We start from the raw sequence: 24,677 nt of genomic DNA, 5'->3' as shown, positions 1-24,677 counted from the left end.
GTCNGAATCAGACCCCGAACACACCACCGGCCAGCTCGTCGGCGAGCTTCTGCGCCTCGGCGAAGTCGAGCGTACCCTGATAGATCGCACGACCGGTGATCGCGCCGATGATNNGCCGTCCTTGGCCACCGTAGACAGTGCCCTGACATCGTCGAGATTGGTCACACCACCGCTGGCAATGACCGGGATCGACAGCGCCTGTGCCAGCCGCTGGGTGGCGTCCACGTTCACTCCGGTGAGCATGCCGTCACGGCCAATATCGGTATAGATGACAGCCTCGACACCATACCCCTCGAAGCGCTTGGCCAGATCGATCACATCATGGCCGGTGATCTTGGACCAGCCTTCGACGGCGATCTTGCCATCCTTGGCATCCAGGCCGACCATCACGTGCCCCGGGAAAGCATCACAGGCTTCGTGCAGGAAGCCAGGATTNTTCACCGCGGCGGTACCGATGATGACATAGCGCACGCCATCGTCGAGATAGCGTTCGATGGTGGCGAGGTCGCGAATGCCGCCACCGAGCTGCACCGGGATCTCGTCGCCTACCGCATCGACGATCGAACGAATCGCCACATCGTTGACTGGCTTGCCGGCAAATGCACCGTTCAGGTCGACCAGATGCAGGCGCCGCGCACCCAGTTCCTTCCAGTGGCGTGCCGTGGCGGCCGGGTCTTCGGAAAACACGGTGGCCTTGTCCATTTCGCCTTGTTCCAGGCGCACGCAGTGGCCGTCTTTAAGGTCGATCGCAGGAATAATTAACATGGCTGATCAGCAGGGTCGTACAGGAGAAAATTAGGCGCAGGCCGCGCCGGACATATCGCAGGCGGTATCGCGTTCGCCCGGATTCCAGGTTACAAAATTGCCCAGTAGCGTCAAACCATCATTCTGGCTTTTNTCCGGATGAAACTGGACTGCAAAGATGTTCGCTGTCGCCACCGCGCAGGTAAACGGAAACGGATAGTGCGAGAACCCAGCGATCACGTCGGGCGCGGTCGGCTGCACAAAATAGCTATGGACGAAATAGAAACGCGCGCCCTCCTCGATCCCCACCCACAAGGGATGCGGCATCGCCTGATGGACGTTGTTCCAGCCCATGTGCGGCACCTTGAGCTTGTTGCCCGCATCGTCGTGCATCGCCTCGTGCGGGAATCGCTGCACCGTGCCCGGCAGGATGCCGAGACAGGCGGTATCGCCTTCCTCGCTATGCTCGAACAGCACCTGCATCCCCATGCAGATGCCCAGAAAGGGTTTGCTGCGGGCGGCGTCGACGATCGCCTGGCGCAGGCCGCGCGCATCGATCTCGCGCATGCAGTCGGGCGCCGCGCCCTGTCCCGGAAACACCACGCGTCCGGCAGCCGCGATCACCGCCGGATCGGACGTCACCACCACGCTGACCGAGGGCGCGACGTGCTCGATGGCCTTGGACACCGAACGCAGGTTGCCCATGCCATAGTCGATGACGGCGATATCGACGCTCACAACCCAGCCTCCAGGATGCGCGTTGCGATCATAGTGCACCTTTCGTCGAGGGCAGCACGTCGCCCATGCGTGCGTCGGCTTCCACCGCCATCCGCAGCGCACGGCCGAAGGCCTTGAAGATCGTCTCGGCCTGGTGGTGCGCGTTGATGCCACGCAAGTTGTCGATATGCAGCGTCACACCCGCATGATTGATGAAGCCGCGGAAGAACTCGAGAAACAGATCGACGTCGAATTCGCCGATGCGCGCACGGGTGTAATCGACGTGGTATTCCAAGCCCGGCCGACCGGACAGGTCGATCACCACGCGCGAGAGCGCTTCATCCAGCGGCACGTAGGCATGGCCGTAGCGGCGGATGCCCTTCTTGTCGCCGAGCGCCTGGGCGAAAGCCTGCCCCAGCGTGATGCCCGTATCTTCCACCGTGTGGTGGGCATCGATGTGCAGGTCGCCCTTGGCCCGGATATCCAGGTCGATCAGGCCATGGCGCGCGATCTGATCGAGCATGTGATCGAGAAACGGCACCCCGGTATCGAGTTTGGATACGCCCGTACCGTCGAGATTGAGACTGACCGCGATCTGGGTTTCGAGAGTGTTGCGAGTGACTTGAGCGGTGCGCATGGCGTCGAAAAATAAGGCTGTAGAAGAATTCTAGCAGTTCGCAATGGCTTTCAACGCGGCAAGCAGTGCGTCGCATTGTGAATCGGTGCCGACCGTGATGCGTAAAAACGGCGCAATGCGGGCCGGATTCCGGAAATGCCGCACGATGATGCTGCGCTCGCGCAGTGCAGCAGCCAATACAGCGCCGTCTTGGGCCGGATGGCGAGCGAAGATGAAGTTGGCGGCCGAGGGCAGAACCTGGAAGCCCAGGGCTTCCATACCGGCCACCAGCCGGGTACGCGTCGCCACCACTTTGGCGCAAATGGACTCGAAATAGGCATGGTCTTCCATCGAAGCCAAAGCCCCTGCCTGGGCGAAGCGATCGAGCGGATAGGAGTTGAAGCTGTCTTTCACCCGGTTGAGCGCCTCGATCAGATGCGCCTGGCCGATGGCATAGCCGACACGCAGGCCAGCCAGGGCATGTGATTTGGACAGGGTACGGACGACCAGCAACTGCGGATAACGGGCCACCAGTCTCACTGCCGATTCGCCACCGAAATCGATGTAGGCTTCGTCGATTACCACCACCGAGTCCGGATTGCCCGTCAGCAGACGCTCGATCTCGCCCAATGCAAGCAGGCGCCCGGTCGGTGCATTGGGATTGGGGAAAATCACCCCGCCGTTGGGCGCGAGATAATCGTCGACCCTGATCTCGAACGTGTCCGTCAGTGGGATTGTTCGATAGTCGATTTCGTACAACCCGCAATACACGGGATAGAAGCTATAGCTGATGTCGGGAAACAGGATCGGCTGGCCATGCTTCAGCAGTGCCATGAACGCATGCGCCAGCACCTCGTCGGAGCCGTTGCCGACGAACACCTGGTCGGCCGCCACGCCGTGATACGCTGCGATGCCGGCTCGAAGCCGGTCCGAGCCGGGGTCAGGATAGAGGCGTAGCGTGTCGGCCGCTTCCGCGCGCACAGCGTCGAGCACTTTCGGACTGGGCCCGTAGGGATTCTCGTTGGTGTTGAGCTTGACCAGATTGGCCAGCTTGGGCTGCTCGCCCGGCACATAGGGCGTCAGGCCGTGTACTACGGCGCTCCAATAACGACTCATGGAAACAGCAGGCTCANNTTTATGTGTCAGGCGATATTCGGCCGAGCGCGCGTGCGCCTGCAGGCCTTCGCCGTAGGCCAACGTGGCAGCGATCTGCCCAAGCGTCTGTGCGCCGGCCTGCGACACATGGATCAGACTGCTGCGCTTCTGGAAGTCGTACACGCCCAGCGGCGACGAGAAGCGTGCCGTGCGCGAGGTCGGTAGCACATGGTTCGGCCCGGCGCAGTAATCGCCCAGCGCCTCGCAGGTGTTCCGGCCCATGAAGATCGCACCGGCATGGCGCAGCTTGGGCAGCAGCGCATCGGGATCAGCCACCGAGAGCTCAAGGTGTTCCGGCGCGATCGTATTCGAAATCGCGGCCGCGTCGTCAAGATCGCGCGTCTTGATCAGCGCACCGCGATTGGTGAGCGAGGTACGGATCACTTCGCTGCGCGGCATTTCTTCAATCAATTGGTTGATTGCGGCCGCCACCGCCTCGAGGTAAGCCGCATCCGGCGACAGCAGGATCGACTGCGCCATCTCGTCGTGCTCGGCCTGCGAGAAGAGATCCATCGCGACCCATTCCGGCGGCGTGTTGCCATCGGCGATGACGAGGATCTCGGATGGACCGGCGATCATGTCGATCCCCACCGTGCCGAACACCCGACGCTTGGCTGCTGCCACGTAGGCATTGCCGGGGCCGACGATTTTGTCGACCTGCGGCACGGTCTCGGTGCCATAGGCCAGCGCTGCCACCGCCTGCGCGCCACCGAGGGTGAACACGCGGTCCACCCCGGCGATCGCGGCGGCGGCCAGCACCAGCGGATTCTGCTCGCCGCCCGGGGTCGGCACCACCATGATGAGTTCGGCCACCCCAGCCACCTTGGCCGGAATCGCGTTCATCAGCACCGACGACGGATACGCCGCCTTGCCGCCAGGGACATACAGCCCGACGCGGTCCAGCGGCGTGACTTTCTGTCCCAATACGGTGCCATCGTCCTCGGTATAGGTCCACGAACCCTGGATCTGCTTCTCGTGATAGCGACGTACGCGATCCGCTGCAGCCTCCAGCGCCTGGCGCGTGTCGGCCGGCAGGGCTGCGAGTGCGGCCTGCAATTGCGCAGTATTCAACTCAAGGCTGGCGACCGAGGCCGCCGGCAGGCGGTCGAAGCGTTCGGTATATTCGAGTACCGCCGCATCGCCCCGTGTTTTCACGTCGAGCAGAATGGTGGTAACCGTCTGCTCGATGGCGGCGTCGGCCGCATCGTCGAATTGCAACAGGCGGGCAAGACGCGCCTGAAAATCAGGCGCTGTGCTGTCGAGGCGGGCGAGGGTAACCACAGGATTCCTGCTTCACAAAGAATAAAGGCGAAAGACTGGCTGGAATTGTACCGGTTTTTGACGCTTCGCCGCGCTCGCACGGGCTTTTCCGGATGGCACTCATACCCATTCCGGAAATTAGACAAAGTCCAGATTGGTGTTTATCATAAGGCGCATGCATTACACGCGCGACAACATGGCCGGCCTTTTGCGCAGCCACGACATCAATCCGACCCACCAGCGGATCGAGATTGCGCACGCGCTGTTTTCACGACAGGAACACCTCTCGGCCGATCAGGTGATGGCGATCGTCAACACCCGCCACTCCGAGACCTCCAAGGCCACGGTCTACAACACCCTCAAGCTGTTCCTGGAAAAAGGCCTGGTACGCGAAGTCATCGTCGATCCCAGCAAGGTGTTTNTCGACCCCAATACCGGTCCGCACCACCACCTCTACGAAGTCGATACCGGCAAGCTGTCCGACATCGATGCCGCTCATGTCCAGATTTCCGGCCTGCCGCCCTTGCCGCCCGGCATGGTGACCGAAGGCATCGATCTGATCGTGCGTGTCCGCCGCAAGGCGTAACCCTCTATTCGCCCGTCGATGAAACGGGTCCACATCGCCCCGACTCTGCTCGATGCCCAACTGGTCGTCGACGCGCTGTCCAGCCTCGGCATCGTCAGCCATATCTTCAATGCCAATGCCGCGGGCGCGCTGGGCGAGGTTCCCTTCCTGCAGGCACAACCCGAAGTGTGGGTCGAGGACGACACCCGGGAATGCCAGGCGCGCGAGGTATTGGTGGATTTTCTGAACGTGAAGCCCGGTGTGGAAAAGATTTGCCCGCACTGCGGCGAGCGCAACCCCGGCAACTTCCTGAGTTGCTGGCAATGTGGAAGCCTGCTGTCCGACTAAAAGCTGCGTAAGCTCAGGACGGCTGCGCGTCTTTCTTCAAGGCGTCGAGATGCTGTTGATACTGGCGCGCAAAAATCCGTTCCAGTTCATCGATTGCCTCGACGGCCGCCACGCCGTGCACCAGATGACGCGTCATCTGTGCTGAGGCTTCATGAAATATCTGATTGCGCTCCAGCATCGGGTAGGTCTGCATCAGGCGCTGGATTGCCTTGACCACGTTTTCCTCTTCAGGCCGAGGAATCGGAAGCGGCTCCGCTGGGGTGCGCTGGCGGTTTCGGCCCCTTCCTTGCCCGCCAGGAACTCCGCGTAATCCAGCAAGGCCTGCTGCCGCGATTCCGACAGCGAACGGAATAGCGACACGAGACGCTTGCTGTCGCGCATCAGCGGTTGCGCCCCTTGACCGGCCGCTTCATCGGAATGACATCGACATTGCATTGCTGAAACTTGTTCTCGACGAAGCTGATGAAGGCGTCGAGAAGCTTGCTGCGGAATTTTTCCGGTGCATACACCATGGAAAGTTCGCGCGTCAGCCTGGGCTTCAAGGGAATCGCGGCGAGCGTGCCGAGCTGGATTTCCTTGGTGACGGTGGATGCCGACATGATGGCCACGCCAAGATTGGCCTCAACTGCCCCNTTGATCGCCTCGCGGCTACCCAATTCCATTTCGATATGCAGATCGTCCGGGTTGACGCCATTGTCCTTGAAGAAGTCATCCACCACTTCACGCGTGCCCGAACCATGTTCGCGCGACACGTAAGGCTGTTCGGAGATGTCGTGCGCGTTCACGCTCGAACGCGAGGCCAGCGCATGATGCGGCGAACAGATCATCACCAGCTCGTCTTCGCAGCACGCCAGCGTGGTCAGGTTGGGATTGTGGGAAGGTGCTTCGATCAATCCGACGTCGAGCGAATGATCGGCCACTTTCGCCGCCACCGTTTCCGAATTGGCCACCGTGAGGCGCGCCTGAACCTGTGGGAAGCGCTCCTTGAATTCGCCCAGGATGCGCGGCAACTGGTATTCGGCAATGGTGGTCGAGGCGCCGATCATCAGCGGCCCCGTCACCTGTCCGGTCAGTTCGCCCACACGCGCTTCCATCTCGCCAGTCAAGGCCAGAATGCGCTCGGCATACCCCAACACCAGATCGCCCGCCGGGGTCAGCGAGATCTTCCCATGGCTGCGCTCGAACAAGCGGGTATTGAAATGTTCTTCCAACTGCTTGACCTGGAAGGTCACCGCAGGCTGTGTCATGTACAGAATATCGGCGGCCTTGGTAAAGCTGAGCTGCTTGGCGACGGTGTAGAATACTTGTAGTCTGCGGTCGGCCATTAAATCCCGTCCTTGGGTCAGAAAAGATTTTTATTCAACCACAAACCCGTCCGTGTTGAAACCATCCCATAACCAAGCTGTTGTAACAATTGATTTTTCCTGCGCCCCCTCCCTTCGGGCCGGCATGGCGTTGCGCCGATCGTAATCCAGGCCACGCCACTTGAATCGCGCGTTCTACACCATCCTGCTTGCGCAGTTCCTGTCTGCTTTGGCCGACAACGCCCTGCTGTTCGCAGCGATCGGTCTGCTGGTTTTCTCCTCTGCGCCCGAATGGTATTCGCCGCTGCTGCAGACGGTTTTCGTCATCGCCTATATCGTGCTGGCCCCGTTGGTTGGCCCGTTCGCCGACGCCCTCCCCAAGGGACGCGTCATGCTCATCGCCAACACGCTCAAATTCGCGGGCTGCCTGACCATGCTGGCCGGGCTGCACCCCTTGCTGGCCTATGCCATTGTCGGCATCGGTGCCGCCATGTATTCGCCGGCCAAGTACGGCATCCTCACCGAATTGTTGCCCAGCGAGAAACTCGTCGTCGCCAACAGCTGGATGGAAGGCACCACGGTTGCCGCTATCGTGCTCGGCGCCATCATTGGCGGCGCGCTCATCAATCCGCATCTTGCCGAGCACATCCTGGCGACCGCCGGGCTCTCCGCGACCGTCATCGCGCCCAAATTTGCCATTGTCGTCATCACCGGGCTCTACCTCGGCGCCGCGTTCATCAACCTGTTCATCCCACGACTGCCGATCGACCACAAACTGCCCAATCGTTCGCCGCTGTATATCCTTCATGACTTCGGGCACAGCTTCCTGCTACTTTGGCGCGATCCCCTCGGCCAGGTGTCGCTCGCCGTCACCACCCTGTTCTGGGGCGTCGGCGCCACACTGCGCCTGCTCATCATCGCCTGGGCCGCGCTCAACCTGAAATACGGCCTGGACCAGGCCACCCAGCTCACCGCCGCCTCCGCATTCGGTATCGCCATCGGCTCGATCCTGGCCGGAAAATTCGTCCGCCTGCAGCGCGCCATCAGCGTACTGCCGGCCGGCATCCTCCTTGGCTTCGTGCCGATCGCCCTGATCTGGGTGGAAAGTCTGATTCCTGCCGTGCTCCTACTCACGCTGGCAGGCGTGCTGGCAGGCTATTTCGTGGTGCCGATGAATGCCCTGCTGCAACACCGCGGACACCTGTTGATGGGAGCCGGCCACTCCATCGCCCAGCAGAATTTCAACGAGAACATCAGCATCCTGCTGCTGACCGGCGCCTACGCCCTGATGGTGCGTGCCGACTGGCACATCCACACCATCGTCCTGGTATTCGGCCTGTTCATCAGCACAGTGATGGCGACGGTCTGGCTGCGCCATCGCAACGACGTCGTGCACTGACGGCCAGGTCAGGCCTGGTTGACACGCTCCGGAGTCTGCGATTTCACCACGCTCATCGCGCCTGCAATCAGTGAACTGAGGTCGGCCATGTTGGACGGCACGATCAAGGTGTTGCCGGTTTTGGCCAGCCCGGAAAAGGCTTCGACGTATTTCTCGGCGACCTTGAGATTCACCGCCTGGATGCCACCCGGCATTTCAATCGCGCGCGCCACACGGGCGATCGCCTCGGCATTGGCGACCGCGATCGCCTTGATCGCCTCGGCCTCGCCCATGGCAACGTTGATGGCGGCCTGCTTGTCGCCTTCGGATTGCTGAATCGCGGCTTCGCGCTCGCCGGTGGCAATGTTGATCTGCTCCTGCATGCGGCCTTCCGACGAGGCAATCAGCGCACGCTTCTCGCGCTCGGCAGTGATCTGCCGCTGCATGGCGTGAAGGATGTCCTTCGGCGGTGTCAGATCCTTGATTTCGTAGCGCAACACCTTGACGCCCCAGTTGGTCGAAGCCTCGTTCAAAGCCATCACCACGCCGCGGTTGATCTCCTCGCGCTCCTCGAATGTGCGGTCCATCTCCATACGGCCGATCAGGGAACGCAGCGTCGTCTGCGCCAGTTGCGAAATGGCCGAGATATAGTCGCTCGACCCGTAGGACGCCATCTTCGGGTCGGTCACCTGGAAGTACAGGATGCCGTCGACCGCAAGCTGGGTGTTGTCGCGCGTGATGCAGACCTGGCTCGGCACGTCGAGCGGGATTTCCTTGAGCGAGTGCTTGTAGGCGACCGTGTCGATGAACGGGATCACCAGATTGAGGCCCGGCACCAGCACCGCGTGGAACTTGCCGAGGCGCTCGACCACCCAGGCGTTCTGCTGCGGAACCACGCGCACACCCTTGGCGACGACAATGGCAATGACGATGACGATGACCAGCGCGACAGCATCCATGAATTGTTCTCCCGATTAATTACCTAAAACCAGCGTGTTGCCCTTGATTGCGCGAATGACCAGCGGGCGCGTGCTGTCCACGCCGGCCGGCTCGGCTTCGGCATCCCATACGGCGCCACGATATTTGACCTGGCCGCGATCCCCTTGCCAGGACTCGATCTGGACAGTCTTGCCGATGTCCATGTCCTGCACGCTGAACTCCGGACGGTCGGTGTTGCGTTTCCATCGGCGCAACATCAGGGTACCGACCGCACCGATCACCGCAGCCGTCAGCAACTGCGCCACCATGCCGGCGCCCAGCCAGGCCGCCACGCCGGCCACTGCAGCGGCCATCCCATAGACCAGCAGATAGAACGTGCCGCTGGCGAGCTCCACCCCNACCAGTACAGCCGCCAGAATCCACCACACTGCGTACGCCTGCATCTCGTCTCCTCACTTGTATCCACTGGGCACAATCACGGGCCGGTCCGGCAATTCGTCCGGATTATGTTTCCCGGGCGGAAAATGTGCAGCCAACAGCGTGCTGATCTGCCGGATGCCTTCCAACACGCCATGCTCGAATTCGCCCCGTCTAAAATCCATTTCCATGGCCTGGGCCACCGCGCCCCAGGCTGACGGGTCGACGCGCGCGGCAATGCCGCGGTCGGCAATGATTTCGATGTCGCGGTCGGCCAGCAGCAGGTACACCAGTACGCCGCTGTTGTGTTCGGTATCCCACACGCGCAGGAAGGAAAACGCCTCGAGCGCACGCTTGCGCCCCGTCATACCACGCCAGACCCAGGAAGCAGGCAGACTGTTCTCGATGGCGAAACGGATTTCACCGCCATGACGCGTTTCCGATTCCCGGATCGCTCCTTCGATCGCATCGAGTGTGGCGCGAGGAAACACGCGCCGCCACGCCCACGGCGGCATGAACAGATGCCTGAGCCAGCGTTTGACATTCACCATGAGCCTGATGCGCCTCCCCGCCGAAACCGCCGCCGCCACCGCCCCACGAGCCCCCACCAAACCCGCCACCGCCCCATCCACCGCCGCCGCTCGACCAGCCCCCGCCGCGGCGGAATCCNGTGGCCACGCCGGCAAACACGAACACGACAATGAATAGCAGCAAGGGAGTCAACCCCAGCAGGAAGGCACCGGCCACGCCGCTGCCCAGTGCGGCGATACCGCCCGCTGCCGGGCGGCTCATCAAGGTGGCGAGCAGCCAGCCCACGACCATGCCGCCGACGATCAGCATGACGAATGCGCCGTCGCCCTCGCCCTGTCCGGATGCGCTGGGCGGCGGCAAGGATTCGCCTTCGATCAACCCCATTAACTGCTGCACGCCAGCATCGATGCCGCCATAGAAATCACCCGCCTTGAAATAGGGNGTGATGGTTTCGGCAATCACACGCTTGGCGATCGCGTCGGGGATCGCACCTTCGAGCCCATAGCCGACTTCCAGCCGCAATGTTCGGTCGTCCTTGGCAACAATCAGGATCACCCCGTCGTCAACTTTCTTGCGGCCAATCTTCCATTGATCGGCCACGCGAATGCCGAACTGGGCAATATCTTCCGGCTGCGTCGTGGGCACGATCAGCACCACGATCTGGCTGCCCTTTTTCGCCTCGAACGCGGCCAACTTGCTTTCAAGCGCGGCAACCTGATCGGCGCTGAGCGTGGCAGTCTGGTCTGTCACGCGGCGTGACAGCTCAGGCACCGCCACCTGTGCCCAGGCGGACAGCGCCAGCATCGCAATCAGAAAACCGAACGCGAAACGCGTCCGGAGCAGCCTGATCATGCCGGGATCAGTTGCCGCCTGCAGGTGCGGCCGGAGCAGGCGACCCGAAGTCGACCTTGGGCGGCACGGCGATGGCTTTTTCGTTTTCCACCGTGAAGGTCGGCTTGGTCTTGTAGCCGAACACCATCGCCGTCAGGTTGGAAGGAAAGGAACGCACCGTGACGTTATAGGTCTTCACGGCAGCGATGTAACGATTGCGCGCGACCGTGATGCGGTTTTCGGTGCCTTCGAGCTGTGCCTGCAGATCACGGAACAAGCCATCCGCCTTGAGTTGGGGATAGTTCTCGGCAACGAGCAGCAGGCGCGAGAGCGCGCCGGTCAGTTCGCCCTGTGCTGCAATGAACTTCTGGAACGCGGCCTCGTCGTTGATCAGATCGGGCGTCGCCTGGATCGATCCTACACGGGCGCGGGCCTCGGTAACGCTGATGAACACATCCTTCTCGTGCGCCGCATAACCTTTCACCACGTTGACCAGGTTCGGCACCAGGTCGGCGCGGCGCTGGTACTGGTTCAACACCTCGGCCCAGGTAGCCTTGATTTCTTCGTCAGAACTTTGCAGCGTGTTATAGCCGCAGCCGGACAAGGCCAGTACCACGCATCCTGCAAGCATCCATTTGAACGCCTTGAGCCATTTGAACATTGTCGCCTCCCAGATTGGTGGATTGTTACGATGCAGTCTACGCCACGCCCCACGTGGCAAACAGAGGGTCGGATTCCGTCAGCTTGTCGGCATAACGGTCGTCCTTGGGACGCCTGAGTCCGCGCTCGACATAGGTTTCCACCTTCTTGAAGCCAGCCTGCTTGATCAGCATGCCGACCCAGGCCATGCGCTCCATCGGATGCAGCTGCGTCCACAGCTTGATCACCTTGGGCGGAAAATAACGGTGCGACAGCGTCACCACGAACATGCCGCCCGGCTTGAGCACCCGTCTGGCCTCCGCCACGATCTTGTGCGGTTGCGTCAGGTATTCGAACGACACCGTGCACACCACGGCATCAAAGCTGGCGCCAGGGAAGGGCAACCTGGGATCGGCGTTGATGTCCTTCACGATGCGTTCGGCGAGCTGGGGATTGTCGTCGAGCTCCTCGGCATTGAGGCCCAGGCCGGTCGCGGACTGCACGGTATCCGGCAAGTGCGAGCGCCAGCCCGCCATCAGGTCGAGCACCCGCGCATTCTCCGGCAGCACGGTGCGATAGAGCGCCTGGATACGCCGCGCGCACACGGCGTCGACGTGGGTGACCTTGCGGGCGACCGTGTAGAACTCGGTATCGGGGAATTCGTCCTCACGGCGGAACGCATCCGGGCCCTCGAAATCGGTCGGCGTCTGCATCTGCGTTTCCATGCCGCTCCATTCCAGCAGTTGAGTGACCTGGCCGACCGGCTCGGTCGAGACATCGCTCTTGCCGCTGTCGATGCTGAAGATGCGGCCCTGCAGCGGATGGCTGAAGTTGGCGACGAAGCTGGCCTCGTTGAGCTTCATCACGCGGAACATCGGCCCCGGGGCATCGTCGGCATGCAGCAGCTGGGACGGATAGAAGCGCCCAAATTTCAACGGTGCAATATCGCTGCGGAACACTTCGTTCGGCACCTCGTGCTCGATCTTCGGACCGACGTCGACCTGGGCGTCGACCGGCGGGGTGTCGCCCGGCATCCATACCACCACCTGATGGCGGCCCAGATCGGAAAAGTAATTGACGCGAAAACGCAGTGCGGAATGCAAAAGTTTCATTGTGGATGAGTGGTGAGTAGTGAGCGGTAAGCGGTTAAGCAGTGACGAGGGCTTGCATCGTGCGGCGCGCCAAGCACAGGTCTTCCCACGCACGCGCCTTGTCGGGCAGGTTACGCAGCAGGTAGGCCGGATGATAAGTCACCACCAAGGGCACGTTCTGGAACTGGTGCACCTTGCCACGCAGGCGGCTGATCGCCTCGTCGGTGTCGAGCAGGCTTTGCGCGGCGAAACGCCCCAGCGCCAGGATGAGCTTGGGCTGGATGAGGTCGATCTGCGCCAGCAGATAGGGGCGACACGCGGCGACTTCGTCCGGTTCGGGGTTGCGGTTGCCGGGCGGACGCGATTTCAGCACGTTGGCGATGTAGACGTTGTCGCCGCGCCGAAGGCCGATCGAGGCCAGCATGGCGTCGAGCAGCTTGCCCGCCTGACCGACAAACGGTTCGCCTATCCGGTCTTCATCTGCACCAGGCGCTTCGCCGATGATCAGCCAGTCCGCGTTGCGGTCGCCGACGCCCAATACGCCCTGTGTGCGCGTGGCAGAGAGCTTGCAGGCAGTGCAATGTGCGACGGCCTCGGCCAGCTGGTCCCAGGTGTAGGCACTTGAAGGACGTGCAATGGCGGGGGTGGCCGATGTCTCGCGCAACCGCCAGGCGGGGCCGATGCCCAGTTCGCTGAACACGTCGTCACGGCTCAGCATGCCAGGTCCTTCTTCATGATGAGCGCATCCTCGCGGCCGTTGCGGGCTGGATAGTAGCCCCGGCGCACGGCCAGATCGACGAAACCGCTGCCATGGTAAAGCGCGATGGCGGCGGCATTGGAGGTTCGCACCTCGAGAAACAGGCTTGTGGCCTTGTGATCGCAGGCCCGCGCCAGGCAGTGCTCGAGCAGGTCGCGGCCGAGACCATGCCGGCGCCAGATCGGGGCGATGGTCAAGTTGAGCAGATGGGCCTCACCCGCTGCGGCCATCAATGCGTAGTAGCCGATGATTTCGCCCTCGGCCTCGCGCACCCACATGCTGTAGCCCGCGCTCAGCGAGTCGGCGAAATTGCCCGGGCTCCACGGATACTCGTAGCTTGCAAGCTCGATCCGGTGGATGCGTGGCAGATCGGCCTCGGTCATCGGCCGCAGGTGGTGCGCAATTTCGAAAACGGCACTCATGCAGAGCGCCTCGCGCGGCGTTCGTCCACCGTCAGCGCCACTTTGTCGCGCAGATAAATCGGCGCGGCCAGCGCCGCATCCTGACCTTCGCCACGCTCGAATACGCGGGCAGCGAGCGGCGCCATCGCAGCGGCATCGGGCATCAGCGTGTCGTCGATGCGCGTCAGCCGTGCGGCCAGACGCGGACGCAACACCTCGCCCAATGCGACAAAGCCATTGCCTGCGCCGACCCAATCGCCCTCTTCCGGCACCGCCACCGATTCGGGCAGCGCCAGCTGCGGTTCGCTCACCGTGTGCCAGTCGGCGCCATCTCTCCGATAGGCTGCCCAGTAGACCTCGGCCATGCGCGCATCGAGCACGGTCACTATCCGCTCCGCATCCGTCTGCTCGGCGATCGATTCCAGCGTGGACACCCCGGCCACCGGCAGGTCGGCCCCCAATGCCAGCCCCTGCGTCACCGCACAGGCGATCCTGAGGCCGGTAAATGAGCCGGGGCCGGCGCCGTAGGCAATGCCGTCAAGCTGACGCAGGGTCACCGCCGATTCGCGCAGAAGGTCGTCCACCATCGGCAACAACAGACTGCTGTGCTGCTGTTCGGCCAGGATCCGGCGCGCTTGAATGTGGCCGTCCAGCCACAGCGCAGCCGAACACCATTCGGTGGAGGTATCGAGAACAAGCAATTTCATCCGTGCGATTTTACCGGTTGCTGCAGACAATCGGATGTTTCACGGTTCCCTTTGCTCGCCTGGTTGCATGGGGATCAATATTTCGAAGCGCACCCGCGACCAGGGATCGCGCACATCGGACAAGCGAACAATGCGTGCGGCAAGCTTCTGCCCGCGGTCGAGCAGGCGCGCCACATCTGCATTTTCGCGGCGTGGCACATAACCGATCATGTGGCCCTGCCATTCCACCCGCACCGCCCTGGCATCGTGGGAATTGTCCGGTTCGCGCACCAGGGCAAGCGCATCGCCCACCCGCATCTGCGACCACACCGCCCTGCCCGCATGATACTGGAACCCGGCAAGGGGTGAATCCTGCAACAGAATGTGCGCAGTGACCTCGGCGCAAAGCGGCTGCGACCACAGCCAGGCAAGCAAAAACACGATGGCAGAGTGGCCGGATACCCATCCGAATCGGATGGGTATCGTTGCGCTGATGGGTTTCCACATCATGTTCCTCCCGTCGTTCCGAGCTGGAGAGCCGAACATTCTACTGAGAATTACGGTATCCCATTCGCGCGGACCGACAGAGGCCTGCGTTTAATTTTTGACTGGACAAGCAGGCTCCGGCTTGAGGTAGGATGAATGCATTCCTGTCCTCCTTAGCAACGAAATCGACATGCCGAGAAAAGCCGCCACTCCGACCAAGCTGTTCGTATTGGATACCAACGTGCTGATGCACGACCCCACCAGCCTGTACCGCTTTGAAGAACACGACGTCTATGTGCCGATCGCCACCCTGGAGGAACTCGACCAGCACAAGAAGGGCATGAACGAGGTATCGCGCAACGCCCGCCAGGCCAGCCGTTTTCTCGACGAGATCGTCAGCAAGCTCGACAGCATCGAAGAAGGCGTGCCGCTCGCACCGCATAGCCATAACGCCGCCACCGGCCGGCTGTTCCTGCAGACCCAGGCGATCACCGGCGACATCCCGCTGAGCCTGCCGACCAGCAAGGTCGACAACCAGATCCTCGGCGTGGTGCTGTTCCTGTCGCGCCATTACCCCAAACGCCAGGTCATCCTGGTGTCGAAAGACATCAACATGCGCATCAAAGCGCGTGCGCTGGGGCTTCCTGCCGAGGATTACTTCAACGACAAGGTGCTGGAAGATACCGATCTGCTGTACGCCGGTTTGCGCGAACTGCCCGCCGATTTCTGGGACACGCACGGCAAGGGCATGGAATCGTGGCAATCCAACGGCCAGACCTACTACCGCATCAAAGGGCCGCTGGTCACCAGCCTGCTACCGAACGAATTCGTCTTCCAGGAAGGTCCCAACCCGCTCTACGCGAAGGTACTGAAAGTCGAAGGCAAACAGGCCGAGATGGTCACGGTGCGCGACTTCAGCCACCAAAAGAACAACGTCTGGGGTATCACCTCGCGTAACCGCGAGCAGAACTTCGCACTCAACGTACTGATGGATCCCGAGATCGACTTCGTCACCCTGCTCGGCCAGGCCGGCACCGGAAAGACCTTGCTCACGCTGGCCGCCGGTCTGGCCCAGGTGCTTGACAAGAAAACCTACACTGAAATCATCATGACCCGCGTCACCGTACCGGTAGGCGAGGACATCGGTTTCCTGCCCGGCACCGAGGAGGAGAAGATGACGCCCTGGATGGGCGCGCTGGAAGACAACCTCGACGTGCTGAACAAGAGCGACGACGATGCCGGCGAATGGGGACGCGCAGCCACGCAGGACCTGATCCGTTCGCGCATCAAGGTCAAGTCGCTCAACTTCATGCGCGGCCGCACCTTCCTCAACAAATTTCTCATCATCGACGAGGCGCAGAACCTCACGCCCAAGCAGATGAAGACGCTGATCACCCGTGCCGGCCCAGGTACCAAGGTGGTGTGCCTGGGCAACATTTCCCAGATCGATACGCCCTACCTCACCGAAGGCAGTTCCGGCCTCACCTACGTGGTGGACCATTTCAAGGGCTGGCCTCACAACGGCCATGTCACCCTGCAGCGGGGTGAACGTTCGCGTCTGGCCGACTATGCTGCGGAAGTCCTGTAACCCGATCCGACAAAGGGGGCGCATCATGAAGCACTGGATAATCCTGGCCGCCGGCCTGACCCTGGCCTTGCCAGCCCATGCCTTCGAGTGGAACGGGATACTGAAAGGCGTCGTCGGCCAACCCGCCGGCCAGCCAACCGCCAGCGGCGTCGATACGCTCTCCAATGCCGACATCAACGCCGGGTTGAAAGAAGCGCTGACCCGCGGTGCCGACGCCGCCGTCGCCCAGCTCGGCCAGAAAGACGGCTTCTTCGGCAACGCCGCGCTGAAAATCCCACTTCCGCCCAGTCTGCAGAAAGCCGAAAAAGCCATGCGTATGTTCGGCATGGGCAAGCAAGCGGACGAACTGGTGCTGTCGATGAACCGTGCAGCAGAAGCCGCCGTACCGGAAGCCAAGACCCTGCTGGTCGGTGCGGTGAAGGAGATGACATTGGAAGATGCCAAGGGCATCCTCACGGGCGGCCAGACCTCGGCCACTGATTTCTTCCGCAGGAAAACGGAGGCCAAGCTCGTCGAACGCTTTGAGCCCATCGTCAAGGCGAACACCGACAAAGTCGGCCTGGCCCAGCAGTACAACCAGTATGCCGGCATGGCGGCACAATTCAATCTGCTCGACAAGAAGCAGGCCAATGTCGAACAGTACGTCACCCAGCAGGCGCTCGACCGGCTCTATACCCTGATCGGGGAAAAGGAGGCCGCCATCCGTGCCAATCCGTTGCAGGCCGGCAGCGACTTGTTGAAGAAGGTCTTTGGTGCCGTCAGCGGCAAGTGACGCATCCGTGCTGCGGTATGCTAGCGCCCATCCCGTTTCCTGCTCGCACGCCATGACAATTAGTGCGAAAGCCTTCTGCCTGCTCGCCGGATTGCTGTTCGGCCTGCCCGCCCAGGCCTGGGAGATCGGCGAATTCAGAAACGGCATGAGCCGCAGCGAAGTCCAACAGGCACTCAAGACCTGGAATTTCGACCAGACCATGCCGGTCGGCAACGACGGTCTGTTTGCCTACGATCTGCCTGGCAACCCGACCGGCCGCCGCTTCCTGTTCACCTTCTGCAACGACAAGCTGGTGGCATTCGACCAGGAAATCGAGCCGGATTTCCGCCACTTTGTCACCATCGCGTCGAACTACTCCAACCTGTACGGCAATCCGCTCAAGGTCATTCCCTACACCAGCGTCGTCGCCAGCGGCGAGAAGAACCTGCTGGCGATGTTCTGGCGCAAAGGCTCGGATTATCTGGGACTCAAATACGTGCTGTACGCCAACAGCGAACAACTCTCCATGACCGTCCAGGTCGGCAACAACTGCTGGCAGGCGCCTCGTTGAATCATTGCGGCCCGGGCGACCGNGGCGATTCCGTCAGCAAACCCTGACGCGCAAACAGCCACACCAGCCGGTGTGTCATTGCCTGGACGGTTTCCAGCGTCTGCTCATATCCCGCATCGGCCAACACGTCTCGAAAAACAACCGCGAGTTCGTGCAGCGTGCGGTTGCCATCCAGCAGACCCAGCAGAATGCGGCCGGGCTCATCGAGTTCCAACGCCACATGACGTACGCCGCTCGCCGCCCAGCCGGATGAGCTTGCCTGCAATCTCGCCAGGGCGTGTGCGCGGGGCCGGTCGGCCGGCTCGGTCACGGACGGCATTGTATCCACGCTGGGCGTCACGCCATGCGCCATAACCAAGGGGAACAAGGCATCCCGAAAAGCCGCCTCGTCAAAGTCCCCGGCGTCATAGTCGGCCAGCGCGTGTTGGGTGGACGCCAGCAATTCCGGATAGGCCAGTGCGGCAGGATAGGCGGCCGACAGGATCATTGCCGCCGCCTTCATTGCAGGATGGGCGACCAGGTACGCGCCACCTGCCGGATTGACGAACGCCTGTTCGCTCGCTGTCTCGAGATCGATTTCATCATCGCTGCGCAGATCCGCGTGGAACGCCAGTCCAGCCAGCGCAGCAGCCTGCGGCGGCCGGGCGCACGGCGCATCGGCGCGCGCGATCAATGCGCGGCGGAAGCGGATGACATGGGCCTCATCGAGTGCTGCCTCGGCATCCAACCAGCGCCCGGCCATACTTTCGGGAACCAGGCCCCAGGCATCCTCGAGCTCGACCACCGCATGGCGCGGCCCGGCTTCGCCGACGTAGCGCAGGCCATGGTCATCAAGCCGCGCGGAAAATTCGGAAAACCGGGTCGGCGTATTGAATTCGGCGAGATATTCATGGAACAGATACGATGGCGCGGCTGATTTCAGATAGGCAATTTCCTTCAGCAGAACTGGATCGGTCCATTCGAGCTCCAGTTCGGCCAGAACACGCCGGGCTTCTGCAACACGCGCGGGTGCGGGCATATCGGCCGCTGTACGTTCGATCAGCGCCGTGCGCAGGGGCCGCAGCCGAGCCCAGCCCGCCGTGACATTGAAACTGACATAGGCCACACCGTACGGTGTCAGATGACGTCGGCACACGTCGAGCAATGCGCGCTGAATCGCCGGCGGCACCCAGGAAAACACGCCATGCGCGATGATGTAATCGAATTCGCCCAGATCGGCAGGCAGCGCGGCAAGGTCGCCATGCACGATGCGGATATTGGACAGTCCCAGATGACGAATGAAATCGGCCCCCGCCTCCGCCTGCACGCGCGACAATTCCACGCCCACGCATTCAGACCCAGGCCAACGCCACGCCAGGGGAATCAGGTTGCCGCCGGACGCGCATCCGAGCTCGAGGATGCGCGCCTGCGTCGGGTCGGGTGCATCGAAGCCATGCAACGTCGCAACCGCAGCCAGGAAATCCGGCTGGGTTTCAGGCAGGGGCAGGCTGTCGTAGGGCAGTTCGTCGTAGCTGGCGAGCGTATCCATGGTGACGATTGTCCCAGCCCGGCCGAAGCCGCTCAAGTCCGATCAATGCCCGCGCGAACCGGGTTTAGCCGAGAACAGGGCGGCCTGCGGACGCGGTTTGCGCGGCTGCGACTGATTATCCGGTGCGGCCCGATTGGGCGCTGGCCGGGTGGCGGGTTTTGCGCTGCCCGTTGCCGGCGCGCCGGGTGATGCACGGCCCGACGCACCGCGATTACCCGGTTGCGCCTGCCTGGCGCCCCGACCCGGACGCTGCCCGGCGTTCTGCGCCTGGCGCTGGCCACCGCGCCCTTGCGGCGGGCGTGGGGGACGTTCGTCGGACATCAATTCGGATTTCGGCGGCGGCGTGAAACCCTCGACCTCGACACGCACGATCGAACGCTTGATCAGCTTTTCGATATCACGCAGGTAGCCGATCTCCTCGTCGTCCACCAACGACAATGCCGAGCCGGTAGTACCGGCACGGCCCGTGCGACCGATGCGGTGCACATAGTCTTCCGGCACGTTGGGCAGCTCGAAATTCACCACCTGCGGCAATTGATCGATGTCGATGCCGCGTGCGGCGATGTCGGTGGCCACCAGCACGCGTACGCTGCCGTCCTTGAAGCTTGCCAGTGCCTTGGTACGCGCCGACTGGCTCTTGTTGCCGTGGATCGCGGCGGCGGTGATGCCGTCCTTGATCAGCTTCTCGGCCAGCTTGTTGGCGCCGTGCTTGGTGCGGGTGAACACCAGCACCTGCTGCCAGTCGTGGCGCTTGATCAGATGCGCCAGCAAGTCCCGCTTGTGCGCCTGCGGCACNCGGTGCATCGACTGCTCGATGATCTCAACCGTGGTGTTGCGGCGCGCGACTTCGACGCTCTTGGGGTTGTGCAGCAGGCCGTTGGCCAGCGTGCGGATCTCGTCGGAGAAGGTCGCCGAGAACAGCAGGTTCTGGCGCTGCTTCGGCAGCACGGCGAGCACTTTCTTGATGTCGCGGATGAAGCCCATGTCGAGCATGCGGTCGGCTTCGTCGAGCACCAGGATTTCGACGCCGGACAGGTCGACGGTCTTCTGCCCCAGATGGTCGAGCAGACGGCCCGGCGTGGCGACCAGAATGTCGACGCGCGATTTCAGCGCCTTGAACTGCGGATTGATGTTGACGCCGCCGAACATCACCATCGAGGTGAGCGACAGGTATTTGCCGTAGGTCTTGACCGATTCCTCGACCTGCGCGGCGAGTTCGCGCGTCGGCACCAGGATCAGGCAGCGCGGGCGCCCCGGCTTCTGGGCCTGCACGGCGCGCGTCGACAGATGGTGCAGGATCGGCAGGGTGAAGCCAGCGGTTTTTCCTGTTCCTGTTTGCGCCGCGGCGAGCAGGTCGCCGCCAGCCAGGACCTGCGGGATCGCCTGCGCCTGAATCGGGGTGGGCGTGGTGTAGCCGGCATCGGCAATGGCACGCAAGATGGGTTCGGCCAGCGCCAGGCTGGCAAAGCTTGTTTCAGTAGTCATGTGGTTTCCTGCGACGGCCTGTTGCACTTGTGGCAACACCAATCGAGGCAGACGGACAGTGATCGCGAGATCAATCGAAAACCCGCAACGATTGGTGGAAGCGGGCGATCCGGCTTGGCAGCCGGACGGGAAATGTTCGGGTGGTGGGCAGTACAGGGTTTGAACCTGTGACCCCCGCCGTGTGAAGGCGATGCTCTACCGCTGAGCTAACTGCCCCGAAGCGGCGCGAATTAAACCACAACCCAGTGGCTGGGGTCAATTTTGCGGCGAGCGGCCGCATTAAACACAGTCCGGTAAAATGGCCGCTTTTTCCGCCCGGCCCTGCCATGATCCGTACCCGTTTCGCCCCTTCCNCCACTGGTTTCCTGCATATCGGCGGCGCGCGCACCGCGCTGTTCTCGTGGGCGTTCGCGCGCCATCACGGCGGCCAGTTCATCCTGCGCATCGAGGACACCGACATCGCGCGCTCGACGCCCGAGGCGGTTCAGGCGATTCTCGACGGCATGGCCTGGCTCGACCTCAATCACGACGAAGGTCCGTTCTACCAGACCAAGCGTCTGTACCGCTACAAGGAAGTGATCGAACAGATGCTGGCGGCCGGACAGGCCTATTACTGCTACTGCAGTCCCGAGGAACTCGACGAGATGCGCGAGGCGCAGCGTACGCGCGGCGAGAAGCCGCGCTACGACGGCCGCTGGCGCNCCGAGCCCGGCAAGTCGCTGCCGGTGCCGCCGGCCGGCGTACAGCCGGTGGTACGCTTCAAGAATCCGCTTGAGGGCACGGTGGCCTGGAAAGACCTGGTCAAGGGCACCATCGAGTTCGCCAACGCCGAGCTCGACGATCTCATCATCGCGCGCGCCGACGGCACGCCCACCTACAACTTCTGCGTGGTGGTCGACGACTGGGACATGCGGATCAGCCACGTCATCCGCGGCGACGACCACGTCAACAACACCCCGCGCCAGATCAACATTCTCAAGGCGCTCGGCGCCACCGTGCCGCAGTACGCGCATCTGTCGATGATCCTCGGCGACGACGGCACCAAGCTCTCCAAGCGCCACGGCGCGGTGTCGGTGATGCAGTATTTCGAGGAAGGCTACCTGCCGGAAGCCGTGATCAACTATCTGGCCCGGCTCGGCTGGTCGCATGGCGACGCCGAGCTCTTCAGCCGCGAACAATTCGTGCAGTGGTTCGACCTCGACCACATCACGCCGTCGGCCGCGCAGTTCAACACCGAGAAACTGCGCTGGATCAACCAGCAGACCATCAAGGCGGCCGACGACGCGCGACTCGCCGACTTGACGCGCCCCTTCCTGATCCGCAACGGCGCCGGACTGGACGACGGCCCCGACCTCGCGGCCGTGTGCGCGCTGGTCAAGGAACGCGCCGCCACCATCGAAGAACTGGCCGACGCCGCCACGCTGTTCTACCGCACGCTTCATCCCACACCGGAACTGCTGGCCCAGCATGTCACCNCCGAGGTGCTGCCGGCACTGGCCGACCTGCTTGCCCGGCTGGAATCCCTGGACTGGGAACGCAGCGCACTCAGCGGCGCGTTCAAGGAAACGCTCACCGCGCATGGCCTCAAGATGCCCAAACTGGCAATGCCGGTGCGTGTGCTGGTGACAGGCGAGCCACAGACGCCGGCGATCGACGCCACCCTGGAACTGATCGGCCGCGACAAGGTGATCGAACGGCTGAAAGTGGGGCTGCACGCCGCACAAGCCTGATCGATTCCGCTATAATGCGCGCTGTTTTTCGCCGGCGTAGCTCAGTTGGTAGAGCAGCGCATTCGTAATGCAACGCTCACAAACTGAAAAACACAAGCAAAATCAACAAGTTAAGCGCGCCGGTTGGCGCGCTTTTCGTTTCTGGCACACTGGCGGCACAGTCTGAACAAACCGCCGCGACAGTCAGGGACACTCGAAACGATGCGCCGACGTGCCATCTCCACGCTGCTGGCGTAAGAGGGACACGACATGGCAAGCATCAGAAAACGCATCAGCAGCAAAGGTAAGGTTTCTTACCACGTTCAAATTCGTATCAGCGGCCATCCGCCCTTGACTCAGACCTTCGACAAGAAGACTGACGCCGAGAACTGGGCANAAAAGGCCGAATCCGAAATCAACGACGGCCGACTCCTGCCGCAAAAGGTAGCTCAAAAGCGCCTGATGAGCGAGCTTATCGAGGAATATCGGACGAACGTTCTGATTCCCTTGAAACCCAAGCGGGTGCGTGACCAAGGGCCACAGCTCACTTGGTGGAAAGAAAAGCTCGGTCGCTATAACCTTCAAGACGTTTCGCCAGCCCTCATCGGAAAGTGCCGAGACGAGTTGCTTAGCCAACCGTTCGTCACCCCAACTGGCAAAGAGAAAAAGCGGACACCGGCCACGGTACTCCGCTACATGGCGCTTCTGTCCCACGTTTTCAATGTGGCGGTGAAGGAATGGGAATGGCTGGCAGAGTCGCCCATGTCACGGGTCAAGAAGCCCAAGGTCAGCAACAACCGAATTCGGTATCTGTCCGCCGATGAGCTGGAGCGCCTGCGCACGCAAGCCGCTAGATCTGAGAACCCTTACCTTCTGACCGTGTTGGAGGTGGCTGTGGGCACCGGCATGCGTTACAGCGAGATCATGACCTTGCGGTGGCGCAACGTGCTGTTTGAGGGCAATACGACTGCCTTGGTGCTGCTCGAACAGACCAAGAACAGCGAGCCCCGAGGCGTACCGCTGGCCGGCAAGGCGTTTGAAACGGTTCGGGCCTTGCGCGACGCACACAAGAAGGCCAACCACGGCAAGGTCAACTCGGCCGCATTGCTGTTCCCGAGTACGCGCACGAAGGATCGTCCGGTGCAGATGCGCAAGTCTTGGGAAACGGCGCTGGAACGTGCGGGCATCGAGCATTTCCGCTTCCACGACCTACGCCACACCACGGCAAGCTATCTGGCGATGGAGGGCGCAACAGCCCCGGAAATCGCCGAAGTGCTGGGCCACAAAGACCTTCAGATGGTGAAGCGATACGCGCACCTGAGCAAAGCCCACATCTCCAAGGTGCTGGAAAAGATGCACCAGTCACGGCTTGGCGCTTCGCCCACGAAGCCGAAGGAGGCCGACGATGGCACGGCCTGACTGGACAAAGCCGGAGTCCTACCCCAAGGCACCGGAAGCATGGCCATTCCGGGTCTGGGCATGGGAGTTCTTGCGTCGAAACCCGGAGTTTCAGCGTCAATGCGATGAACTTGCCGAGGCCTCTGCGGGGGCCAAGCAGCGGATGGCACGCAGTTGGGGGCTGGGGAGTTCAAGCCGTACAAGGAAGGGTATTTCAGCCCGAGCGGCTGCCTCTGGCTCAGCGAGGCGTTCCGGGAGTACGAAGCGGCCGAGGATGGAGACAAAGAATACCGGGTGGTGCTCAAGCAGCACGAGGTCGCCTTGGTGTTCGACCTGAACAACGTGACGACGGCGGGCATGTCAGCAATAGAGGCGCAGTTGGGGGCAGCCCGCGAGGTCTTGCTGAACTACATGCAGGAATTCGGGCTGAAACCTGCTGATGTCCGCGTCAATCGCCGGGGCCTCTTCGAGGCGCTGCGTGTCTATGACGCGCTGACCTATGGCGGCGCTACCCCAACAGAGGCAGCGAAGGTGCTAGACCCGGATGCGTTTTCAGAGCGAGGCGATCCTGATGCAGCCCGAAAAAGGTGAATGACCTACGGCAGCGGGCCAAGTCATTGATCGAGGAAAAAGGCTATCTGAAACTCGTGTCTCGGGACTACATCGAAGACCGCAGCAAAGCCGGCAAGACGTAGCCCCGAATTTGGGAACGCTGCATCGTCAGCGACTGACACCGAATCCGGGCTTGGCGCGCTGAAAAGCGGGCGTTGCAGAGGTGGGCT

27 protein-coding genes, 1 tRNA gene and 3 pseudogenes are annotated in these 24,677 nt (G+C 62.1%); 10 read left to right on the top strand and 21 right to left on the bottom strand.

Annotated features, from left to right (window positions below):
- Positions 1-7: 7 nt before the first annotated feature.
- The 5 genes and pseudogenes from hisA to hisD form a co-directional block, all read right to left on the bottom strand.
- Positions 8-765 (bottom strand): annotated as a pseudogene (gene hisA, locus HZY77_RS01195) (1-(5-phosphoribosyl)-5-[(5-phosphoribosylamino)methylideneamino]imidazole-4-carboxamide isomerase).
- Between the two features lie 30 nt (positions 766-795).
- Positions 796-1,482 carry an imidazole glycerol phosphate synthase subunit HisH gene (gene hisH / locus HZY77_RS01190; protein WP_296817951.1) on the bottom strand — a complete coding sequence of 229 codons (687 nt, stop codon included), beginning with the start codon at positions 1,480-1,482 and terminating at the stop codon, positions 796-798.
- A 28-nt stretch (positions 1,483-1,510) separates the two neighbouring features.
- Positions 1,511-2,098 carry an imidazoleglycerol-phosphate dehydratase HisB gene (hisB, locus tag HZY77_RS01185; protein WP_296817949.1) on the bottom strand — a complete coding sequence of 196 codons (588 nt, stop codon included), beginning with the start codon at positions 2,096-2,098 and terminating at the stop codon, positions 1,511-1,513.
- Positions 2,099-2,128: 30 nt separating this feature from the next.
- The gene (gene hisC, locus HZY77_RS01180) at positions 2,129-3,193 is read right to left on the bottom strand and encodes a histidinol-phosphate transaminase (RefSeq protein ID WP_296820771.1); all 1,065 of its coding nucleotides are present in this window, start codon (positions 3,191-3,193) and stop codon (positions 2,129-2,131) included.
- A gap of 27 nt (positions 3,194-3,220) precedes the next feature.
- Positions 3,221-4,513: pseudogene (hisD, locus tag HZY77_RS01175) on the bottom strand (histidinol dehydrogenase); the annotation flags it as partial.
- Positions 4,514-4,667: 154 nt separating this feature from the next.
- Here hisD and HZY77_RS01170 point away from each other — a divergent pair.
- Together HZY77_RS01170 and HZY77_RS01165 are read left to right on the top strand one after the other, a co-directional pair.
- Positions 4,668-5,078: a transcriptional repressor gene (locus tag HZY77_RS01170; protein WP_296817947.1), complete on the top strand. Its 411-nt coding sequence runs from the start codon at positions 4,668-4,670 to the stop codon at positions 5,076-5,078.
- A gap of 18 nt (positions 5,079-5,096) precedes the next feature.
- A complete protein-coding gene (locus tag HZY77_RS01165; RefSeq protein WP_296817945.1) occupies positions 5,097-5,405 on the top strand; it encodes a DUF2007 domain-containing protein in 309 nt (102 codons plus the stop codon).
- A gap of 13 nt (positions 5,406-5,418) precedes the next feature.
- Here the strand turns inward: HZY77_RS01165 and HZY77_RS01160 are convergent, their stop codons facing one another.
- From HZY77_RS01160 to HZY77_RS01150, 3 genes are read right to left on the bottom strand one after another with little or no spacing between them, the layout of a single operon-like run.
- Positions 5,419-5,622 (bottom strand): hypothetical protein, encoded by a 204-nt coding sequence (locus HZY77_RS01160; protein WP_296817943.1) that lies wholly within the window; start codon positions 5,620-5,622, stop codon positions 5,419-5,421.
- Positions 5,598-5,786 (bottom strand): DUF2281 domain-containing protein, encoded by a 189-nt coding sequence (locus HZY77_RS01155; protein WP_296817941.1) that lies wholly within the window; start codon positions 5,784-5,786, stop codon positions 5,598-5,600. The genes HZY77_RS01160 and HZY77_RS01155 overlap by 25 nt, the downstream gene beginning before the upstream one ends.
- The gene (locus tag HZY77_RS01150; protein ID WP_296817938.1) at positions 5,786-6,730 is read right to left on the bottom strand and encodes a LysR family transcriptional regulator; all 945 of its coding nucleotides are present in this window, start codon (positions 6,728-6,730) and stop codon (positions 5,786-5,788) included. Before HZY77_RS01150 ends, HZY77_RS01155 begins: the two co-directional genes overlap by 1 nt.
- Before the next feature lie 160 nt (positions 6,731-6,890).
- On the opposite strand from HZY77_RS01150, the gene lplT reads away from it, so the two are divergent.
- Entirely contained in the window at positions 6,891-8,108 is a 1,218-nt protein-coding gene (gene lplT, locus HZY77_RS01145; protein WP_296817936.1) for a lysophospholipid transporter LplT, read from the top strand.
- 8 nt (positions 8,109-8,116) lie between these two features.
- Here lplT and HZY77_RS01140 read toward each other — a convergent pair whose 3' ends face one another.
- The 10 genes from HZY77_RS01140 to HZY77_RS01095 form a co-directional block, all read right to left on the bottom strand.
- Positions 8,117-9,046, bottom strand: a complete 930-nt coding sequence (locus HZY77_RS01140; RefSeq protein ID WP_296636162.1) for a stomatin-like protein — start codon at positions 9,044-9,046, stop codon at positions 8,117-8,119.
- Positions 9,047-9,061: 15 nt separating this feature from the next.
- The gene (locus HZY77_RS01135; protein ID WP_296817934.1) at positions 9,062-9,469 is read right to left on the bottom strand and encodes an NfeD family protein; all 408 of its coding nucleotides are present in this window, start codon (positions 9,467-9,469) and stop codon (positions 9,062-9,064) included.
- A gap of 9 nt (positions 9,470-9,478) precedes the next feature.
- On the bottom strand, positions 9,479-9,958 hold the full coding sequence (locus tag HZY77_RS01130) for a TPM domain-containing protein (protein ID WP_363154125.1): 480 nt from the start codon (positions 9,956-9,958) through the stop codon (positions 9,479-9,481).
- A complete protein-coding gene (locus HZY77_RS01125; protein ID WP_363154123.1) occupies positions 9,864-10,826 on the bottom strand; it encodes a YgcG family protein in 963 nt (320 codons plus the stop codon). Before HZY77_RS01125 ends, HZY77_RS01130 begins: the two co-directional genes overlap by 95 nt.
- A 7-nt stretch (positions 10,827-10,833) precedes the next feature.
- Entirely contained in the window at positions 10,834-11,466 is a 633-nt protein-coding gene (locus HZY77_RS01120; RefSeq protein ID WP_296817930.1) for a LemA family protein, read from the bottom strand.
- Between the two features lie 37 nt (positions 11,467-11,503).
- A complete protein-coding gene (locus HZY77_RS01115) occupies positions 11,504-12,556 on the bottom strand; it encodes a class I SAM-dependent methyltransferase (RefSeq protein WP_296817927.1) in 1,053 nt (350 codons plus the stop codon).
- 34 nt (positions 12,557-12,590) lie between these two features.
- The gene (locus HZY77_RS01110; protein WP_296817925.1) at positions 12,591-13,253 is read right to left on the bottom strand and encodes a uracil-DNA glycosylase; all 663 of its coding nucleotides are present in this window, start codon (positions 13,251-13,253) and stop codon (positions 12,591-12,593) included.
- Complete coding sequence (rimI, locus tag HZY77_RS01105; protein WP_296817923.1) at positions 13,247-13,714, bottom strand: ribosomal protein S18-alanine N-acetyltransferase; 468 nt, start codon at positions 13,712-13,714, stop codon at positions 13,247-13,249. The genes HZY77_RS01110 and rimI overlap by 7 nt, the downstream gene beginning before the upstream one ends.
- On the bottom strand, positions 13,711-14,400 hold the full coding sequence (gene tsaB, locus HZY77_RS01100) for a tRNA (adenosine(37)-N6)-threonylcarbamoyltransferase complex dimerization subunit type 1 TsaB (RefSeq protein WP_296817921.1): 690 nt from the start codon (positions 14,398-14,400) through the stop codon (positions 13,711-13,713). Before tsaB ends, rimI begins: the two co-directional genes overlap by 4 nt.
- Before the next feature lie 39 nt (positions 14,401-14,439).
- The gene (locus HZY77_RS01095; RefSeq protein ID WP_296817919.1) at positions 14,440-14,886 is read right to left on the bottom strand and encodes an HIRAN domain-containing protein; all 447 of its coding nucleotides are present in this window, start codon (positions 14,884-14,886) and stop codon (positions 14,440-14,442) included.
- A gap of 169 nt (positions 14,887-15,055) precedes the next feature.
- Here HZY77_RS01095 and HZY77_RS01090 point away from each other — a divergent pair, with 169 nt between their 5' ends.
- From HZY77_RS01090 to HZY77_RS01080, 3 genes are read left to right on the top strand one after another with little or no spacing between them, the layout of a single operon-like run.
- The gene (locus tag HZY77_RS01090; RefSeq protein ID WP_296636131.1) at positions 15,056-16,453 is read left to right on the top strand and encodes a PhoH family protein; all 1,398 of its coding nucleotides are present in this window, start codon (positions 15,056-15,058) and stop codon (positions 16,451-16,453) included.
- Positions 16,454-16,478: 25 nt separating this feature from the next.
- On the top strand, positions 16,479-17,225 hold the full coding sequence (locus HZY77_RS01085) for a DUF4197 domain-containing protein (protein WP_296817917.1): 747 nt from the start codon (positions 16,479-16,481) through the stop codon (positions 17,223-17,225).
- A gap of 52 nt (positions 17,226-17,277) precedes the next feature.
- Positions 17,278-17,775, top strand: a complete 498-nt coding sequence (locus HZY77_RS01080) for a hypothetical protein (RefSeq protein ID WP_296636125.1) — start codon at positions 17,278-17,280, stop codon at positions 17,773-17,775.
- A gap of 1 nt (position 17,776) precedes the next feature.
- Here the strand turns inward: HZY77_RS01080 and HZY77_RS01075 are convergent, their stop codons facing one another.
- The 3 genes from HZY77_RS01075 to HZY77_RS01065 all read right to left on the bottom strand — a co-directional run bounded on the left by HZY77_RS01075 (position 17,777) and on the right by HZY77_RS01065 (position 21,004).
- Entirely contained in the window at positions 17,777-19,303 is a 1,527-nt protein-coding gene (locus tag HZY77_RS01075) for a class I SAM-dependent methyltransferase (RefSeq protein WP_296817915.1), read from the bottom strand.
- A gap of 42 nt (positions 19,304-19,345) precedes the next feature.
- Positions 19,346-20,788, bottom strand: coding sequence for a DEAD/DEAH box helicase (locus HZY77_RS01070; RefSeq protein ID WP_296817913.1), 1,443 nt, complete (start codon positions 20,786-20,788; stop codon positions 19,346-19,348).
- A gap of 141 nt (positions 20,789-20,929) precedes the next feature.
- Positions 20,930-21,004, bottom strand: a tRNA-Val gene (locus HZY77_RS01065).
- A gap of 110 nt (positions 21,005-21,114) precedes the next feature.
- Here HZY77_RS01065 and gltX point away from each other — a divergent pair.
- The 4 genes and pseudogenes from gltX (at position 21,115) to HZY77_RS01050 (ending at position 24,486) form a co-directional block, all read left to right on the top strand.
- Complete coding sequence (gltX, locus tag HZY77_RS01060) at positions 21,115-22,518, top strand: glutamate--tRNA ligase (protein ID WP_296817911.1); 1,404 nt, start codon at positions 21,115-21,117, stop codon at positions 22,516-22,518.
- 249 nt (positions 22,519-22,767) lie between these two features.
- On the top strand, positions 22,768-23,916 hold the full coding sequence (locus HZY77_RS01055; protein ID WP_296817908.1) for a site-specific integrase: 1,149 nt from the start codon (positions 22,768-22,770) through the stop codon (positions 23,914-23,916).
- Positions 23,903-24,022 (top strand): annotated as a pseudogene (locus HZY77_RS17695) (DUF6499 domain-containing protein); the annotation flags it as partial. The gene HZY77_RS01055 and the pseudogene HZY77_RS17695, both read left to right, overlap by 14 nt.
- Before the next feature lie 47 nt (positions 24,023-24,069).
- Complete coding sequence (locus HZY77_RS01050; protein ID WP_296817906.1) at positions 24,070-24,486, top strand: hypothetical protein; 417 nt, start codon at positions 24,070-24,072, stop codon at positions 24,484-24,486.
- Positions 24,487-24,677 lie beyond the last annotated feature (191 nt).

This window comes from Thiobacillus sp., assembly GCF_013693775.1.
GTDB lineage: Bacteria > Pseudomonadota > Gammaproteobacteria > Burkholderiales > Thiobacillaceae > Thiobacillus.
Note: the sequence above shows the minus strand (reverse complement) of the source record. Positions and strands in the feature narration are given on the sequence as shown.

What these genes read in the sequence shown, in the direction of transcription:
- HZY77_RS01085 (WP_296817917.1), top strand. Translation starts at nt 16,479, where the DNA reads ATGAAGCACTGGATAATCCTGGCCGCCGGCCTGACCCTGGCCTTGCCA.
- HZY77_RS01110 (WP_296817925.1), bottom strand. Translation starts at nt 13,253, where the DNA reads ATGCTGAGCCGTGACGACGTGTTCAGCGAACTGGGCATCGGCCCCGCC.
- HZY77_RS01115 (WP_296817927.1), bottom strand. Translation starts at nt 12,556, where the DNA reads ATGAAACTTTTGCATTCCGCACTGCGTTTTCGCGTCAATTACTTTTCC.
- HZY77_RS01120 (WP_296817930.1), bottom strand. Translation starts at nt 11,466, where the DNA reads ATGTTCAAATGGCTCAAGGCGTTCAAATGGATGCTTGCAGGATGCGTG.
- HZY77_RS01080 (WP_296636125.1), top strand. Translation starts at nt 17,278, where the DNA reads ATGACAATTAGTGCGAAAGCCTTCTGCCTGCTCGCCGGATTGCTGTTC.
- HZY77_RS01130 (WP_363154125.1), bottom strand. Translation starts at nt 9,958, where the DNA reads ATGCCGCCGTGGGCGTGGCGGCGCGTGTTTCCTCGCGCCACACTCGAT.
- tsaB (WP_296817921.1), bottom strand. Translation starts at nt 14,400, where the DNA reads ATGAAATTGCTTGTTCTCGATACCTCCACCGAATGGTGTTCGGCTGCG.
- HZY77_RS01140 (WP_296636162.1), bottom strand. Translation starts at nt 9,046, where the DNA reads ATGGATGCTGTCGCGCTGGTCATCGTCATCGTCATTGCCATTGTCGTC.
- HZY77_RS01165 (WP_296817945.1), top strand. Translation starts at nt 5,097, where the DNA reads ATGAAACGGGTCCACATCGCCCCGACTCTGCTCGATGCCCAACTGGTC.
- HZY77_RS01155 (WP_296817941.1), bottom strand. Translation starts at nt 5,786, where the DNA reads ATGCGCGACAGCAAGCGTCTCGTGTCGCTATTCCGTTCGCTGTCGGAA.
- hisC (WP_296820771.1), bottom strand. Translation starts at nt 3,193, where the DNA reads ATGAGTCGTTATTGGAGCGCCGTAGTACACGGCCTGACGCCCTATGTG.
- rimI (WP_296817923.1), bottom strand. Translation starts at nt 13,714, where the DNA reads ATGAGTGCCGTTTTCGAAATTGCGCACCACCTGCGGCCGATGACCGAG.
- hisB (WP_296817949.1), bottom strand. Translation starts at nt 2,098, where the DNA reads ATGCGCACCGCTCAAGTCACTCGCAACACTCTCGAAACCCAGATCGCG.
- HZY77_RS01095 (WP_296817919.1), bottom strand. Translation starts at nt 14,886, where the DNA reads ATGTGGAAACCCATCAGCGCAACGATACCCATCCGATTCGGATGGGTA.
- HZY77_RS01090 (WP_296636131.1), top strand. Translation starts at nt 15,056, where the DNA reads ATGCCGAGAAAAGCCGCCACTCCGACCAAGCTGTTCGTATTGGATACC.